The 16093-nt window shown below is 32.3% G+C and carries 15 protein-coding genes; 5 read left to right on the top strand and 10 right to left on the bottom strand.

The genetic code is table 11. The features are described from left to right. Window positions 1-102: 102 nt before the first annotated feature. The 3 genes from D1818_RS09940 to D1818_RS09950 form a co-directional block, all read right to left on the bottom strand. A complete protein-coding gene (locus D1818_RS09940; protein WP_120752615.1) occupies window positions 103-894 on the bottom strand; it encodes a hypothetical protein in 792 nt (263 codons plus the stop codon). Window positions 895-925: 31 nt separating this feature from the next. After that, on the bottom strand, window positions 926-1813 hold the full coding sequence (locus D1818_RS09945) for a YitT family protein (protein WP_233558657.1): 888 nt from the start codon (window positions 1811-1813) through the stop codon (window positions 926-928). Window positions 1814-1891: 78 nt separating this feature from the next. Further along, a complete protein-coding gene (locus D1818_RS09950) occupies window positions 1892-2728 on the bottom strand; it encodes an RsiV family protein (RefSeq protein WP_118458506.1) in 837 nt (278 codons plus the stop codon). A 750-nt stretch (window positions 2729-3478) separates the two neighbouring features. Between D1818_RS09950 and D1818_RS09960 the strand changes: the two genes are divergently transcribed. The 3 genes from D1818_RS09960 to D1818_RS09970 all read left to right on the top strand — a co-directional run bounded on the left by D1818_RS09960 (window position 3479) and on the right by D1818_RS09970 (window position 6152). Next, a complete protein-coding gene (locus D1818_RS09960) occupies window positions 3479-4444 on the top strand; it encodes a sodium-dependent bicarbonate transport family permease (RefSeq protein ID WP_118458510.1) in 966 nt (321 codons plus the stop codon). A gap of 97 nt (window positions 4445-4541) precedes the next feature. After that, entirely contained in the window at window positions 4542-4853 is a 312-nt protein-coding gene (locus tag D1818_RS09965) for a hypothetical protein (protein ID WP_233558642.1), read from the top strand. 252 nt (window positions 4854-5105) lie between these two features. Continuing rightward, window positions 5106-6152 carry a succinylglutamate desuccinylase/aspartoacylase family protein gene (locus tag D1818_RS09970; RefSeq protein ID WP_118458512.1) on the top strand — a complete coding sequence of 349 codons (1047 nt, stop codon included), beginning with the start codon at window positions 5106-5108 and terminating at the stop codon, window positions 6150-6152. Window positions 6153-6159: 7 nt separating this feature from the next. Here D1818_RS09970 and D1818_RS09975 read toward each other — a convergent pair whose 3' ends face one another. From D1818_RS09975 to D1818_RS10000, 6 genes are all read right to left on the bottom strand, one after another. Further along, complete coding sequence (locus D1818_RS09975; RefSeq protein WP_118458514.1) at window positions 6160-7503, bottom strand: DUF3526 domain-containing protein; 1344 nt, start codon at window positions 7501-7503, stop codon at window positions 6160-6162. Then, window positions 7503-8954 carry a DUF3526 domain-containing protein gene (locus tag D1818_RS09980; protein WP_118458516.1) on the bottom strand — a complete coding sequence of 484 codons (1452 nt, stop codon included), beginning with the start codon at window positions 8952-8954 and terminating at the stop codon, window positions 7503-7505. Before D1818_RS09980 ends, D1818_RS09975 begins: the two co-directional genes overlap by 1 nt. Window positions 8955-8958: 4 nt before the next feature. After that, on the bottom strand, window positions 8959-11445 hold the full coding sequence (locus D1818_RS09985) for a TonB-dependent receptor (protein WP_118458518.1): 2487 nt from the start codon (window positions 11443-11445) through the stop codon (window positions 8959-8961). Window positions 11446-11469: 24 nt separating this feature from the next. Then, the gene (locus D1818_RS09990; RefSeq protein WP_118458520.1) at window positions 11470-12165 is read right to left on the bottom strand and encodes an ABC transporter ATP-binding protein; all 696 of its coding nucleotides are present in this window, start codon (window positions 12163-12165) and stop codon (window positions 11470-11472) included. Between the two features lie 229 nt (window positions 12166-12394). Continuing rightward, a complete protein-coding gene (locus D1818_RS09995) occupies window positions 12395-12700 on the bottom strand; it encodes a hypothetical protein (protein WP_118458522.1) in 306 nt (101 codons plus the stop codon). 282 nt (window positions 12701-12982) lie between these two features. Then, on the bottom strand, window positions 12983-13489 hold the full coding sequence (locus tag D1818_RS10000; protein ID WP_118458524.1) for a hypothetical protein: 507 nt from the start codon (window positions 13487-13489) through the stop codon (window positions 12983-12985). Between the two features lie 262 nt (window positions 13490-13751). On the opposite strand from D1818_RS10000, the gene D1818_RS10005 reads away from it, so the two are divergent. Then, window positions 13752-14135: a Fur family transcriptional regulator gene (locus D1818_RS10005; protein WP_118458526.1), complete on the top strand. Its 384-nt coding sequence runs from the start codon at window positions 13752-13754 to the stop codon at window positions 14133-14135. Window positions 14136-14221: 86 nt separating this feature from the next. Here the strand turns inward: D1818_RS10005 and D1818_RS10010 are convergent, their stop codons facing one another. Next, window positions 14222-15490 carry a S8 family serine peptidase gene (locus D1818_RS10010; protein ID WP_118458528.1) on the bottom strand — a complete coding sequence of 423 codons (1269 nt, stop codon included), beginning with the start codon at window positions 15488-15490 and terminating at the stop codon, window positions 14222-14224. Between the two features lie 408 nt (window positions 15491-15898). Here D1818_RS10010 and D1818_RS25285 point away from each other — a divergent pair, with 408 nt between their 5' ends. Continuing rightward, window positions 15899-16087: a hypothetical protein gene (locus D1818_RS25285; protein WP_147406226.1), complete on the top strand. Its 189-nt coding sequence runs from the start codon at window positions 15899-15901 to the stop codon at window positions 16085-16087. The last annotated feature ends 6 nt before the right edge of the window (window positions 16088-16093 follow it).

Below are 16093 nucleotides of genomic sequence, written 5' to 3' on the forward strand. Positions count from 1 at the left end.
AGTAATTAGGTATTGTTTTAACACCCATTTTATACTTGAGTTAAATCAAAATTTTCGTGACATAGAACGGGTATTAAAGATTGAGGCAACTGAATTATTTAACTATCTAAAGATGATTGAAGCACAGGTTTCGGCATTTATTTTTTGAATAAGTAATTGGACCATTTGTTTTGGAGTTTTTACAACTCCTAATTCTTCCTTATTCAAAATCAATTTATTACTATTGTTTTCCCAAACAAAGATTTTCCCGCCGGATTTTACGATCCTATTTTCTTCATTGGATGTTATTCGAAAAGCTTCAAATTTATGATCATATTTAACACCTGCAGGGTAATATAACTCTGTCACAAATTGGGTGCTACCTTTCTCAAAAATATGGCAAACACAATCTCCAATATCTTTTAATTCAGAAACCCGAACCATATTATTCTGAATAATTTTCCACTGTCCTTTTTGTTGTACAGCCACAATATTCATAAGAATAGTACCTTTTTCTGCAATTTTATCATCTATAATAGACTCAAAATCCAGTAATACAGAAACGGTTCCCGAAGTTTCTTTTTGGGTACTATATAAAATTTTGTTCAGCTTTATCTTAAGACTGTAATTACCATCCTGAATGATATCATTAAGTTGAAATCTAATGTTCTCTTTTGTGTAGTTTTTCTTAACGATCGCTCCGGACAGTTTTACATAGGTTGTGTTCCCAGAATACTGTTCGCTATATAGTTCTAATACCTTGGTAACCGAATTGTCTTTCTCTATAGAATTCATGAGCTTTATATAAGATTCTAAGATTTCGATAACAGGATCGACATTTTCTATTTTATTCGCAGATGCGGTTGTACATAACAAAGAGAGTATACAACATAGTAGGATATAGTACTTTTTCATAATATCAACCTTTTAAAATTTCAAAATATATTTATTTCTTTTTAGAAAGATACCTTCTTAAAATGCCTCCTTTTATATGATTCACATCATATTCGATTACAAAAGCATTAGGATCGATCTGATCAATAATTTTATTTACTTTGCCAATTTCAATTCGATTTATAATAGTGTGAATTACTTCAAAGTTTTCAGTCTTTCCTTGATTTCCATATCCATGAACTCCATTAAACACAGTCATCCCAGACCCTAATTTGGTTGTAATTGCTTCTCTAATCTGATCATATCTTTTTGATACAATCATTAATCCAATAAAATTCTCAAATCCTTCTATTGTGAGGTCTGTTATTTTTGCAGTTACTAAAAACGCTAGAATAGAATACATAGCAGTTTCCTTAGAAATAATGATTGCCGTAATAGCAAAGAGTATAAAATTAAAAACTAAGGTTACTTTTCCAATACTTATTCCAAAATGCCTATTGAGATATATTCCTAAAATTTCAGATCCATCTAAAACAGCACCATTTTTTATGGTAATACCTATCCCTAAGCCTAGTAAAAGCCCTCCGAAAATTGAAGTCAATAGTTTATCACTAGTAACTACTTCAAAATTTTCGAAATGCAGAAAAACTGCAAAACTGATAATACTAACCAAAGATTTAAAAACCATATATCTAGAGATGGTGAAATACGCCAAAATCAAAAACGGAATGCTAAGAACTATTAATACAATTGATATATTAATATTAAACAGACTGTTTAATAAAATTGCAATTCCTGTGACACCACCATCTAAAAATCCATTGGGTAGCAAAAAAGCTTTTAGACCAATGCTCGCTAACAATACTCCCAAAGCAATTTGTATGTACTCATAAGCACCTCTTATCATCTGGTTTTTATATATCGAGGTATATTGGGTCATATCGATTTCTATTTAATAAGACGTAGGAATGTAATCCGCAACAGTAAGAAACTATTGCGGATCCATATGTACGATTGGTTAAGATTTATAATAAGGCATCTCAGAATTTTCTGCTCTTAAAATTGAGGATAATTCTTCTATTGGTATTTCCAAAAAATAATTTCCTGCATACGTAGGACATACAGTACAATCATCAAAATAGAATTTTATATGATTGGCATCGACAACAAAATTGTTCTTGAAAACTTCAAAGGTATCTTTAGTAAACTCCCAGCAATCATTAAAAGAGTCTTGACCAGCAATACGTGCTTGTAACTCTTGGTTTAGTTTAAACAATAAGAATTTCTCACTATTATCCTCAAACAAATCATCGTATGTAATAAACGTCCCTGTTTTTATATTATAATTCAGCCCTTTGAACATAAAAGAATTATGGCGATCGTGATCGTAATAATTAGTTTTGTATAATAGAACACTTAAGAACTGATTATTTTTAGTATATACCTTATAATCCAGATTTCTTCTCTTCCTTTCGGCATCTTTGAATAAAGGATCACAGGATAAATATTCATTATCAAGTACTTGCTGAATTGATGTTTCTGTCTTTAAATAATTCCTCTCTATGTAGGAATTGAAACTGTTAAACAAAGGGTTGAACTCTTCATCTAAATGAGGATATTTATAATCGAGAATTAAGGAATTTTCCTTTTTGTAAAAGCTTTTAGTGCTAACAAAATCGTTAAGTAAAGCCTTTTGATTTTTATTTACCCAATAATTTGATTTCTCTTTAGATAAATTATGAGACATTAAGCTCGTTTTACCATCTTGTTCTATCAATTTATGATTCGAACCATCCGTGATAGTGTTACAAGAGATAAATATTGTAACGAAGGAAATATAAATTAGATTTTTCATCTTTTAAGGTGATTTAGTATCATTAGTATTTGATACAAATCTCCACAAATAGTTTCATATATTTTTATTTATATTTATAATAATTTGTATAAAATAATTTTATAAAAACAATTTTAAAATGATGTGAATAAGCAAATACAGGAATTAAGTAATTTCGAAAATATGAGCTGTTAAAAAATGCTAATCGAAAATAAGTAATCGGCGTGAAAAAATGATTCACTCCCCAAAGAACAACAGTCTACCTTTATCTTAAAACCCTAAAAACAAGAAAATTAAATACATTCACGTTATTTTATAATCGCCCGAAGCTTCTTTAAGTAATTATCTTTCCCTCCTTTTCTAAAGAAAAAATGTAATTACTGAAATGAATATTACATAATTTTTATTTATGTAAATTATTATAAATATAAATAAAAACATATGAAAAAATACATACATCTTTGCAAAAACAAAACTAATGAGAGATTTGAATTCAAAGAAAAACCAATCCGAAAAAGTAAAAGTTATTTCGTCAAATAGTAACGAAAAAGTAACATCACTAACAAACTTTAGTCTAATTACAATCATCGTCCTCTTTTCTACTTTTATTACACTTTCTATAGGAAATAACAACCTTTTCCTAACAGAAATACTACTTTCTGGAGTGATAATATGTTTACTAAGTCTGCAAAACTTCGCATCTAAAACAAAGAGGTAAACATCTTAAATTTTTCAGATAAATAGCTATTATAAAATCACAGTAACAACTATATGGATTTACACTTACTTATAGATAACCTGACAAACCCTGCGTTACTTTTTTTCTTCCTAGGAATTATCGCAGTTCAACTTAAAAGTGACCTTAATATTCCCGAAAATTCCTCAAAATTTATTTCACTTTACCTTTTACTTTCAATTGGTTTTAAGGGTGGCCAAGAGCTTTCGCATAGTACATTTAATGCAGAAATACTATGGTCATTACTTTTTGGAATATTTCTAGCCATTTTCATTCCTGTGTATACCTATTTTATATTACGAAGAAAATTTAGTCTCGAAAATGCCGGAGCTATTGCAGCATCTTATGGTTCTGTAAGTGCTGTAACCTTTGTAACCACCATATCTTTTTTAGAAATAGAGAATATTGCTTTTAGCGGTCATATGGTAGCAGTAATGGCGTTAATGGAGGCACCTTCCATAATGGTGGGGTTACTCTTAGTCACAATCTTCAAAAAAAATAAGAACGAAGATAAGATTCCTATGAAAACGGTAGTACATCACGCATTAACCAATGGCAGTGTGCTGCTCATAATAGGTAGTTTGATTGTAGGGTTGTTTGCAAGTGAAGCGCAAGCCGAAGGAATCAAACCTTTTACCACAGACATATTCAAAGGATTTTTAGCTGTATTTCTTTTGGATATGGGAATTACTAGTGGTCGTAAACTTTCTGATTTTATTAAAAAGGGATGGTTTGCATTTCTGTTCGCCATTATCATACCTGTCATAAACGGTTGTGTTGTTGCGGTAGTAAGTGGTCTTTTTAGTTCTGGAGAAGGAAATAGATTGTTATTTGCTATACTCGCAGCTAGCGCATCCTATATCGCGGTACCTGCAGCTATGAAATTAGCACTTCCAAAAGCAAACCCTAGTCTTTATATTCCGATGGCTTTGGCAATCACTTTTCCCTTTAATATAACATTGGGAATGCCTCTATATCTGTGTATTATCCAGGTTACATAATAATAATTAATGATTATAATAAATTATATAAATAAAAATATATAACATATTAATTCGACCTTTGTATTAATAATAGAAATAAATTTAATAACAAATTATGGAAGCTATAGAAACAGCAACAATGGAAGTAAAAACAGATCAAAAAATAAATTTAATTGATGGTCACTTTACAGCATCAGAAGCAGCAGACATTATTAACGCTGTACTTAATGTTAAGATCAACTTTCATAAACTGCACCGATTATCAATAACAGAAGGAAATGCTGGTGATGAGTGTGAATATGATAGTGGAAGAATAGATGAATTATTACAAGAACAAATTATTGCGAAAGAATTTTTTGCTCAGGCAAGACTAAACGGAAAAAAATTAAAAATGAGTAGTATTATTAATATTTCTGTCGAAGACTAGACGTTATTATTAGTCTGATAATAGAACATTAATACTTTTTGTTCAGTCTAGTTAATAAACTTAATGTAAAAGAAGAGAGTTTCTTATTGCAAGGGACTCTCTTCTTTTATATAATTACTAACTCAACCAATAATATCATTCATTTATTCTTTATTTTTTGAAGATACTGAAGTAAGTATTCTGAGTATTATACATTTTAATAACCTAAACAGAAATTATTATATATATTCCCACATAGTTATCTTTGTTTTTATGATAAAGACTAGAACATTTTTATTTACATTTCTACTTGCTTCAACTTTTGCAACAGCTCAAAAACCTTTTATTTTCCAAAATAAGTCCGTTACATCTGGTAACAAACATCATTTTAAGATACCAGTAATCAGTAAAAAGGATAGTACGTTTATTCCTGTTACAATATTTCATGGTTCAAAACCAGGACCAGTTCTAGGTATTACAGCCGGAATTCATGGGTATGAATATCCTCCGATCCTAGCGGCTCAACAATTAAATCAAAAAATTAACCCTAAACAATTATCAGGCACCATTATTTTGGTTCAAATAGCCAATATTCCTGCTTTTTTAGGCAGAAGTCCATTTTTAAACCCATTGGATAACAAGAACTTAAATCGCTCTTTTCCGGGAGCCCCCACAGGTTCAATAACCGAGCGCATAGCGCATACAATAACGACACAAGTAATTGCCAAATCTGATTTTTTTGTAGATATGCATGCCGGAGATGCGCCAGAAGATTTGCGTTCGTATAATGCTTGGTATCAAAGCAAGGCACTTCCTGAAGTTTCTAAAAAAGGTAGAGAAATGGCATTGGCTATGGGGTTTGATTACTCTATTATTTTTAATATTCCTGAAGAAAGACTCAAAGAACCTAGCTTATATTGTTCTCAAGAAGCTTTCCATCGTAAAATACCTTCAGTGGATATTGAGTGTGGAAGTCTAGGTATTCCCAGTAAAGCCAAAACGGATAGAATTGTCAATGGGATGTTTTCTTTATTCGAACATCTACAAATGTTAGATATTAGTACTAAATCTACTAAAACCAAACCAACAATTATAGCCAAGAGATTTACAATCAAAAGTAAATCAACCGGTCTTTTTTACACTACGAAAAAAGCCGGTGATCTTATTAAAAAGGGAGAATCTGTTGGTTATATTACCGATTTTTTCGGAAATATATTAGAAAATATCGAGGCACCACAAAGTGGAATGATCCTATATATGATTGGTACTCCCCCTATTAATAAGAATGACACTATTATGAATATAGGTATTCTACCCTAAGTTCTTATTATAATCGTTTTATCATTGGTATCGAAAATAGTATCATAACAATTGAAGCTATCATAAGTGGTGCAATAGCTTTTGTTGGTTTCAAAGTTGTTTTTGCCTTATAATATTCCGGTACCAATTGATTCCAATCTATAGTATTAGCAAGCTTACCTTCGAATATTTTTGGATAGAAAAACAACCTTAACTTTTCATGAAATGCATCGGTTGCATTTAGATATTCTAATTGCTGACTCATACTCGTTCCTGCCAATTGATTAAAAGCTAATTGCAGATGCATATTTGGGATTATAGATGCAATTTGATTGCTTTTGTTCTCACGTAATGTAATCTTCTTATTAAAAGCGTCTTGCTGTTTTTTTGAATCATCATCACCCATCTGCTGCATAGCGTAATACCATAACCAGTTGAATCCATCAGTAGGATATCCATACTTTTTAAATTGTGGATAGTGCTGATAAAACTTCTCAATAGTAGCTCGTTTATCAGTATCCCATTTAACATGATAGCCATCCCTTTGCGCTATTGCAGTACTCAAAGCCTCTGGCATAGGGTATTTTGAGGTAACATACGCATTGATTCCAGCCGGTAAAAGAATAATTAACACCAACCAAACCGATAAAAGTAGTAATGCATTAAAACCAGAAGATTTTTTAAAACTTATGATAAAAAAACTAACTGTAAACCAGAAAAGTATGTAAAGCATAGACAATCCAAATACCCAAAAAAACTGAACATCCATAGATAAGTTCAAGACTAATTTTGCAATAAAAAAAAGAAAAATCAATATGGTGTATAATAATATCAGTCGTACCAAAAGTTTGGAGATGATAAATCTAAGTTTAGATTTTGATTGAATAGCTACCAGCCTCCAGGTACCCGTCTCTGTTTCTTCGGAAACCGCATTAAAAGTTAATACAATCACCAATAATGGAAAGAGATAAATGATCACAAAAGAAAGGTCGAGATTACCAGACTGTAAGTTCATCGGGTTTACCAAATCGGTATCATACTTTTGGGCTTCAAAGGTTTTAATTGTGATTCTTTTTACTGTTGGATGTACATCTGACTGACCAATTGATAATCCAGCTAGTGGATTTAAGGTATTGATATAAGCGAATTTCGCATAATACAACAATAACCCTAAATCATCATTATGCAGTGATACTTGTCGGTCGAAATGTTGCTCTTGATACGTTTTCACTTCAGCAATTGCATCTTGTTGTCTTTGTAGATGTTTATTGCCAATAACAATTCCTACTATACCCAATAATGTTATTAACACAAGGCTTATCCATACTTCTTTGGATCGAATACATTGTTGTAAAAATAATTTATATAACATCATATTGCTTTTGCTCTTTTTGAAATGAATAGTAATAATCCTATCGTACCCATTGCCCAAAACAAGATAGATAGTAATGCAGGAAAAGCTTGTTTCATAGAATTAGTAAATGCTATGGGTTCATGTTTAAAATCCTGAAAATCTTCCCAATGTTCATGCCCAACAACATGGGCTTTTCCTTCAGAACCACTTTCTTTTTTTGGACTGATATATTCCATTTGTAATTCATTCATGGCTTGCGATAATTGATATCGATAATCATCTGTTTTATCCTGAAAATCGATATAAGATGAAAAATCGGTACCAGACATAGTCATTGATACTAATTTTATTGCGGTAAAAGGATTGATAAATGATGAAAATCGAGTTACATCGTTTTGGTTTTTATAAATATCCACCAACTTAGCGTGATGTTTTCTGTACAAAGCCGAGGTTATTTTCTCACCTTCGCGCATTACAAAACCCGAATAGTTAAATGGTAGGTCGGTTACCTTAGTTACATTATGAACTGCGAATACAGAATCTCTTAAGTGGTTATAATGTGGATCATTAGGGTTATGACTATCACCTTTTTGGATCTCTTCTTTTTCGATAGCAGATTGAAAGGCCAATTTACTAGGAGTAGGAAACCAATAGTTGCCCATCGCTTGTGCAGATTTTGGTAATAGGATTACTAACAAAAGCCAAATTCCTAATAATCGTAATAAAGCATTTTTTGGCGCATTACTAATCGCCGATACTATCACAGTAATAGAAGATATCATAAAAAGGAATATCAAATAACTTGTGCCAATTATAAATAAACGTAACCATCTAAAGTCGTTTATTTCTGGATTTTCAAATAGTAAGAGTGTAATAATTACTACTAAAAGAATAGGTATAAAAAACAATAAAGAAATTGCAAAAAGGCCAATAGATTTACCAAATAACAACTCTCTCCAAGTAGCACCTTGGGATAAAAGTATTTTTAAAGTTCCATTCTGTTTATCTCTCGCAACGCTAGAAAAACCCGTAAAAAACAGTATCAAAGGCAATACCAGTTGTAGTAATAATGCTAAACTTAATTCTCCAAATCGTAGCATGCCTGTAGAAAATGTGGCTTCAGAAAAGTTTACGCTATTTTGTCGATGTGCTTCTAAAAAAACTGTACTTCCTGTAAAGCTTTCTAATCCGTAATCAAATATCCCCAAAGTAGGTTGTATTCGAAATGCAAATGTCCCAAAATGAGCCATTCGATGCGGGTGTTTATCAGGATTTGCTTCCCAACTTTGTCTTGCCTTAACCTGGTGTTCTTGTCGAATATTATTTTGTGTAATATGATTTTTTATACCGCTAACAGCCGAATAGGCTGTTAACAGTATAAAAATTAATAATAATAGATAAAAACTTTTTAGTGCTGTCGCATTACGCCAAAAGTGACCTGCGAATAATCGAATATTTGCCCATTGCATCTTTTTAGAATTTATAAGTTGTAGTTAGCAATACATTTCTGGGAGCACCTGGAAATAATCTGGTTGCATTTAATGCACCATTCCAATATGTTTCATCAAATAAATTATTAAGCTTTAAAGCAATCTGCATATCGATACCTGTTGGGCGATAATACAAAGCTGCATCAAATACCGTGTAAGATGGCAACTCTATGCGATCTCCATACCAGGACAAACGATCTCCACGATATACCATACCTAAACCTACTCCAATATTTTTTAAAGCTCCGTTGGTGAAATCATATCGCCCCCAAAAATTAGCACTATGTTCAGGTGCTCCTCCAATGCGCTCACCAATTAATGCCGGATCGTCGTCTTCTACAATTTCTGCATCGATAAATGCGTAAGAAGCACTTAACTGAAAATTAGGTAACACATAACCATTTACATCTATTTCAAAACCTCTACTGCGTTGTTCTCCTCGTTCAGTTAATACGGATTCATCATTCGGATCTTGTTGTAATAGATTTTTTTGAGTTATTTGATATAATGCAGCATTCACGGTCAATTTTCCACCTAAAAATTCTCCTTTACTACCAAATTCTATGTTATTACTTTCTAAAGGGTCAAAACTAGCAGGAGAATCTGCCCAGAAAAAGGTTTCTGTTGCTGGAGAAAGTGTCACAGTATTAGATTGTGGTTGAAATCCTTCTACATAAGAAGCATATACACTAATTGCATCTGTAGCTTCATATGTTAATCCTATTCTAGGAATAAAAGCTTCGTTTTTATATGATTGCTCATTATTTGATTTGTAATTGAATATATCTTCATACCAGTCATAACGAAGGTTCAGAAGAGCAGAAAATTTACCTATTTTAAATTGGTTTTGAATATATATACCATTTGAAGTAGTAAGATTTGCCGGAATTGCAAATTCTGAAGTGATATAACCAGAGGTTTCTCTTGCTGTATTATTAGGATTGGCAAGATCAAAATGAGCAACATTAGGCCTTGGAGCAGTTACACCATCAATATCTATAGTTTCAAATTGATCTGCTTCTGCAGGATCGAATGACGTCGCTGTACCATTTAATCTTCGGTAGCGACGAGCACCATTAGAAGCTCCACCAACAGTTCTTTCCCATCTACTGCCATCATATCCAACTAAAAGCTTATTGGTAAAAGTATCATTTTCAAGATCAAAATTAATATATGCGGTGTAGTTATCCGTTATCCAAAACTGCTGTCTCTCTGTATAACGCAGTTCAGCAAGTGTTGGAATGGCATTTCCATCTATATCCACAGCAGCGGAACCTGCAACACGGTGTTCTGCAAGATCTTCTTTCCAAGTTTGTTTCATATAGGAAGCATTAAATCCTATATCATCGGTAAACTGTTTACTAAAATTGCTAATCACCATAAACTCTTTTGAAGCATAAAAGTCATTCGCAGCAGCCACATTAGTAGTAATATCCGTACTATTTAGATCAAACTGACCATTGATAGCTCCAAAAAGCGGTTGACCACGATCAAGGTTTCCTACTCCATTACTATATATCATTTCTACATTAAGAGCAGTAGTATTATTAGGTAAGAAAGTGATAGAAGGTGCTATTAAAAATTGATTGTTTTCTACCAAATCTCGAAAAGATCTAGCTTCTTGGACAGCAGTATTAAAACGATATAGTAAAGTTCCTGAATCATTTAATGGTCCAGTAAAATCTGCAGTTGCTCTCAATGTTCCAAAACTTCCAACTGTGGCACTTACTTCATTTCTTTTTTCTTTTAAAGGTTTTTTGGTTACTAAATTAACAGATCCTCCAGGATCCACACTTGAAAAAGTTACTGAAGATGGACCTTTAATAACTTCTGCTCTTTCTATATGAGAAGTAATTGGTTGAAGAAAATAATATTGACGCGTTCTCATACCATTAATAAGCTGACCATCTTCTGCTTGAATAATACCACGAATGTTAAAGTGATTGTAGAATCCTGTATGTGTAACACTACTAGCGGTTTTTATAGCATCTGCTATCTGAAATGCTTGCCGATCATTAATTAATTCTTTTGTGATTGTGGAAACTGCTTGAGGCAGCTCTTTATTCTTAATCGCTATTTTGGTAGATGAAAAAGAGTAGTCACTGTTGTAATCCGTTCGAGGACGACCAACGATTTCGACGCTTTGAAGCTGCTCTGTACCTTCTTCTAGCTGAATAATTTTTATATCATATGTAGCACTATTGCCAGTTTCTATAGTACTTTTATAAGGCTGAAAACCTAAATAGCGTATTTCGATAGTATAAGTTCCTGAAGGAACATCTATTTCAAATTGTCCTGAGTTATCTGTAAGTTTTCCAAAAGTGTTGGCTTTACTTTTTAACGAAATTGAAGCTCCCACAATAGGGATGTTTTGAGTATCGACGATGGTTCCTGTTACCTGTACTTGTGCGAAAGTAGCGTAACTAAATAATAGAAATAAAAGTTTGGGTACTAATTTAAAAAGTTTCATTGTGTTAATTGATTTGTTGTACGTTTAGATAGTTTTTAAGTATAAATCTTGCAATTGGGTTGCATTGATAGCATCTGTGCTTGAGGTGTGAACTAATTGACCTTCTTTCATGATACCTATTTTAGTACCTACGTTTACTGCATTAAAGATATCGTGAGTAGCCATGAAAATAGCTTTCCCTTCATTGCTAAGTTCTTTGCATATTTTAGTAAACTCTAATGTTGCTTTGGGGTCGAGGCCAGAAATAGGCTCATCCATAAAAATGTAATCCGCATTTTTAGAAAGTGCGATGGCTATACCAACTTTTTGCCGCATTCCTTTGGAATAAGAAGATAGTTTGTTTTGATGGGCAGTTTCTTGAAGACCTGCTTTTGATAAAAAGTTAGATAACTCTGAGCTATTATATTTAAACCCAGCTAACCTGCTAAAGAAATTAAGGTTTTCAACACCTGAAAGATTACCATATAGCTGAACAACTTCAGGGATATATGCTATCATTTTAGTGGTCTTATTATTGTTTGATCTAACAGTAATTCCATTTACCGAAGCTTCACCACTAGAAGGTTCTATTAGTCCTAAAAACAGATTGATTGTTGTTGTTTTACCAGCACCATTCTGACCTAGTAAACAAAAGATTTCCCCTTTGTCAACTGATAAATTCAATTGACTAAGTGCTTGGTGCTTACCGTATGTTTTGGTAAGATTGATTGCTTTTAGCATATGTATTATGTAAAAATGAGTTTGACGATTCGTGTTTGTAAATTCGGTTGGAACCGATAATAATTCGGATATAAAGAGAGGAATACTTAATTCGAATGTGCAATACGTTTTATGAATAGTATAAAACGTTATTCTATAGTTCGAATAATAAATAAAAATACTTAAAACTTATGATGCAAAATAAACTGTCATCATTCTTAAAACTTTATAAACAATTGCTATATCCCCTTTACACAAAAGGTGGAGGCTTGTTATAAATAAAAGTTGGAGAAACAATCTTTTCTTGTGGAGTATTGTATTGAGGTACGACAACAAATGTACTTGGTATATTTTGTTGTTCACTTTCTAAATAAGAATTGTTATCATTGACTAAATCAAGCTGATGAGCATCAACTATAAGGTCACAAAGTTCACAAGAAATAGAAGCATCATCATCCGATAAATGACTTAAAGCATGCAAGTTAGCTATTCTCGGAACTAGGAATGCCGCTGTAAATAATAGCGTAATGATATGTGTAAGTACACGTCTGTGCATTCACGCAATTTCAGAAATAATAAAATAGAATCTCTTGTTTTAACAAAACTTTAAACTATTCGTTAGGTTTTATCTAAACAATTCTGTTTGGTGTATTCGATCTCATTAAGAGAGTTTAAAACTTACCAATTACCCAATATTTATTAGTATTAGAAAGAATATTTTATGAAAAAACCGAGAGAAAGTGGCAGAACCAAAGTAAGATCAAAGATATATAGTTGTACTAAATAAAAAATCCTTGAAATATACTATTTCAAGGATTTTTCTGATGTGATTAAAGTTTTATTGGTCAGAATTTTCTTTTGCCGCTTTCTCTTTATCTTCCTTAATCATTTTTTGATCTTCTTCTGTAATTCGTTTATGCTCTGCTGTGATACTCTTATGCTCTTTCTCCATATTTTCATGTTCAGCTTTCATAGACTCATGTTCCTTTGTCATTTGTTCTAGTGTAATCTCACCAGCAGTATGCTTTGTTTCTAATTCGGCATGTTTTTTCATCAATGCATCATGTGCAGTAATAAGTTCATTATGTTTAGATAATAAAGCTTTATGATTCTTTTCTGTTAATAGATGAATAGAGTCGTTTTCAATAGTTTTATGAGCAGCTTCCATTTGTTGATGATCATCTTTCATAGCATTGTGTTCTGCTTCCATTTTATTATGAGACTCTTCCATTACAGAATGTTCAGACACCATTGCTTTATGTTCCGGAGCTTCGGCAGGATTTTGTTTACAGGATACAAATAAAAGAACTGTTGCGATTACTGTTAATTTACTAAATGTTTTCATGATTTTTGGTTAATTGGTTTATGATTTAAATCACATATAAAACTATTATTTTGTGAAATTATTTCAATATCTTTTTTTAAAAATTAAAAAAACTCTACCTCCCTAACAATCAAATTCATAAAGATTATCACTTTCTTAAAAAATAAATTCATTGAAAAACAAAGTATTAATGGATCACTTTTCTTCAATTTCATAGAAAAAAATCTCTAATGACTAAAAAATTACTACTTTAGATAAAGTAAAGGAGTTTGAATATTGTGTCATGGAAATCAAAAAATCAAGAAACACTGAAAAACAAAACTTGGTAAAAGATATTTTATCCAAAGCGGAACATACTTTAGCGGCAGAGGATATTATGGAAGCGATGCCTATAAAAGTTAACAAAACAACTATATATAGGATTTTAGATCGTTTTGCAGAGAAAGGAGAGGTTCATTTCGTAACTGGTAAAAATGGTAAAGCGTATTACGCACTTTGTGATAGTTGTGGAACATCTCATAAGATTCATAATCACATACATTTTGAATGCCAAATGTGTAAAGAGGTAACTTGTCAACCTAATACGCTACATATCCCTAACTTAGAAGGCTTTACTATTCAGGAAACCCAATTCCTAGTAATAGGTATTTGTAATAAATGTAAATAAAAAAGTGAAACCACCCGCTCTCCAGCTGATGGTTTCGTAACTACACGTCCCAACTTATAAACAAAGACAAGACTAAGACTATGGTCTTATCTTACAGCTATGGGATAGTTTTCTCCTCTGTTACTTACAGTACCAGATGTTCTAGGTCCGTTTCCTCTAGCGTGCATAATTCCTGCTACGTGAGGCGATGCCATTGAAGTTCCGCTTAATGTAGCGTAACCTCCATTAAGATATGTGCTTCTTACACTACTACCCGTAGCGATTACATCGACAGGATTCATATTAAAATTCGAGAAAGATGAAAATCCTCTATTACAAGTCATTGAAGCTACAGTAAAGATGTTTGTTCCATTTACACAAGCTGGCTGATAATTTGCAGAATTCGCACTACTATTCCCTGCTGCAATTGCAACTCTAGTTCCTCCGTTTGCTAAAGCCAGTAATGCACTTCTGTATGAAGAATTACTTGCACACCCAGATCCAAAGAATCCTCCAAGACTTAAATTAGCAACATCTCCAGCTAAATCATATTGTCCAACATGATTAATTCCTGATAATATTGTAGCAGTACTACTACCACCACTACATCCAAAAACTCTTACAGGTACTACACTTGCTCCTGCAGAAACTCCTACAACACCAATACTGTTATTAACAGCTGCTGCTGTTCCAGCTACGTGAGTTCCGTGTCCGTTACAATCATTAGGAGATCCTCCTACAAAAGATCTTGCATAAGTACTATTCGTAACTACATTTAGATCTGGATGGTCTAAATCAATACCACTATCGATTACCCAAATCCACTCGTCTTTACCTGCACCATTTGCAGCTCCTCCGGCTCTTGTGATACCACAAGGAGTTTGTTGAGCCATTTTTTGGGACATTTTCCCATTGATAACCTCTTCTATTTCGAACTTTGGCAATTCTACAACTCGATTATACTCGATTGCAGCGATACTAGGGTCTTTAGATAATTTTTGGAATTCATTATCTCCAAGTTTGATAGCCACCCCAGAAATTTTGGTTGTATAATAACTAAGTACTTTGGATTGATCCAAATCATTTTCTGATAAAATCGTATTCATTTTTTTAATAGATACTTCAGAAATGTCTCGAACCGATTTTGATTTTTCTTCTCTACTCGTAAAAGATCGTTTTTCTAAAGCTTTCGATGCCGGAACAATGTTAGAATCTTTAAATACTACGATGTACTCACCAGGAATTATTTTCCCCTCTGTACTAGTAGGTTCTACAATCGATTCTACCGCTCCATCAGAGAGCTTTTCATTTTGACACGAAGTCATGACTAGTGCTGAGAGTAGTGTGCCCACAGCTAGTTTACCTAAATTTTTCATATTGAGTTTAAATTTGTGTTAGATGCCAAATGTATAAATTCAAATGAAAAACTCATTATGGCAAAACCACAAGCTAAGTGACTGAAAAACAAAAATTAAGAAGGAATTTATATAAAACCAAAAAACATTATTGCAACAATGTTGCTTTAATAAAAACAACGTATTACAAAGTATTTAACCAGAAAAATCCTTCAAGGCAAATTTGTAAGAAATTTCCATTATCAAACAATTAAAACATTAACATTATTTAACTTAAATTAACTATTATTTAACATTAAATGCAATTATTTGACTTGTACTAATCGCGATCAACTTTATCCGCACAAGTAATCTATCTGATCTTGGACTTCATTCTAGTTTTAACTAAAGCAACAATGTTGCATTTGATAAAATAATACTATATTTGTTATGATTAAAAACTTATTTCCTTGGGTGTATCCAACATACATAGGAGAAACTAGAACATTAATCATGAGAGATTACTTCTTGATCAATACAAATGGAATCAAAACTAAAGTGGCATATTCATATGGATGTCATAAACAAATCCAGTGGAGAAGCAAAGATAAATATGTCTCATTTAGCACTTTGTTTTAATGTAGC

It is taken from the genome of Aquimarina sp. BL5 (genome assembly GCF_003443675.1).
Lineage (GTDB): Bacteria > Bacteroidota > Bacteroidia > Flavobacteriales > Flavobacteriaceae > Aquimarina.

Excerpts from the sequence above, each read along its gene's own strand:
- D1818_RS25285 (WP_147406226.1), top strand. The coding sequence starts at position 15,899 with ATGATTAAAAACTTATTTCCTTGGGTGTATCCAACATACATAGGAGAA.
- D1818_RS09980 (WP_118458516.1), bottom strand. The coding sequence starts at position 8,954 with ATGCAATGGGCAAATATTCGATTATTCGCAGGTCACTTTTGGCGTAAT.
- D1818_RS09940 (WP_120752615.1), bottom strand. The coding sequence starts at position 894 with ATGAAAAAGTACTATATCCTACTATGTTGTATACTCTCTTTGTTATGT.
- D1818_RS09960 (WP_118458510.1), top strand. The coding sequence starts at position 3,479 with ATGGATTTACACTTACTTATAGATAACCTGACAAACCCTGCGTTACTT.
- D1818_RS09985 (WP_118458518.1), bottom strand. The coding sequence starts at position 11,445 with ATGAAACTTTTTAAATTAGTACCCAAACTTTTATTTCTATTATTTAGT.
- D1818_RS09995 (WP_118458522.1), bottom strand. The coding sequence starts at position 12,700 with ATGCACAGACGTGTACTTACACATATCATTACGCTATTATTTACAGCG.
- D1818_RS09990 (WP_118458520.1), bottom strand. The coding sequence starts at position 12,165 with ATGCTAAAAGCAATCAATCTTACCAAAACATACGGTAAGCACCAAGCA.
- D1818_RS10005 (WP_118458526.1), top strand. The coding sequence starts at position 13,752 with ATGGAAATCAAAAAATCAAGAAACACTGAAAAACAAAACTTGGTAAAA.
- D1818_RS09965 (WP_233558642.1), top strand. The coding sequence starts at position 4,542 with ATGGAAGCTATAGAAACAGCAACAATGGAAGTAAAAACAGATCAAAAA.
- D1818_RS09950 (WP_118458506.1), bottom strand. The coding sequence starts at position 2,728 with ATGAAAAATCTAATTTATATTTCCTTCGTTACAATATTTATCTCTTGT.
- D1818_RS09970 (WP_118458512.1), top strand. The coding sequence starts at position 5,106 with ATGATAAAGACTAGAACATTTTTATTTACATTTCTACTTGCTTCAACT.
- D1818_RS10010 (WP_118458528.1), bottom strand. The coding sequence starts at position 15,490 with ATGAAAAATTTAGGTAAACTAGCTGTGGGCACACTACTCTCAGCACTA.
- D1818_RS09975 (WP_118458514.1), bottom strand. The coding sequence starts at position 7,503 with ATGTTATATAAATTATTTTTACAACAATGTATTCGATCCAAAGAAGTA.
- D1818_RS09945 (WP_233558657.1), bottom strand. The coding sequence starts at position 1,813 with ATGACCCAATATACCTCGATATATAAAAACCAGATGATAAGAGGTGCT.
- D1818_RS10000 (WP_118458524.1), bottom strand. The coding sequence starts at position 13,489 with ATGAAAACATTTAGTAAATTAACAGTAATCGCAACAGTTCTTTTATTT.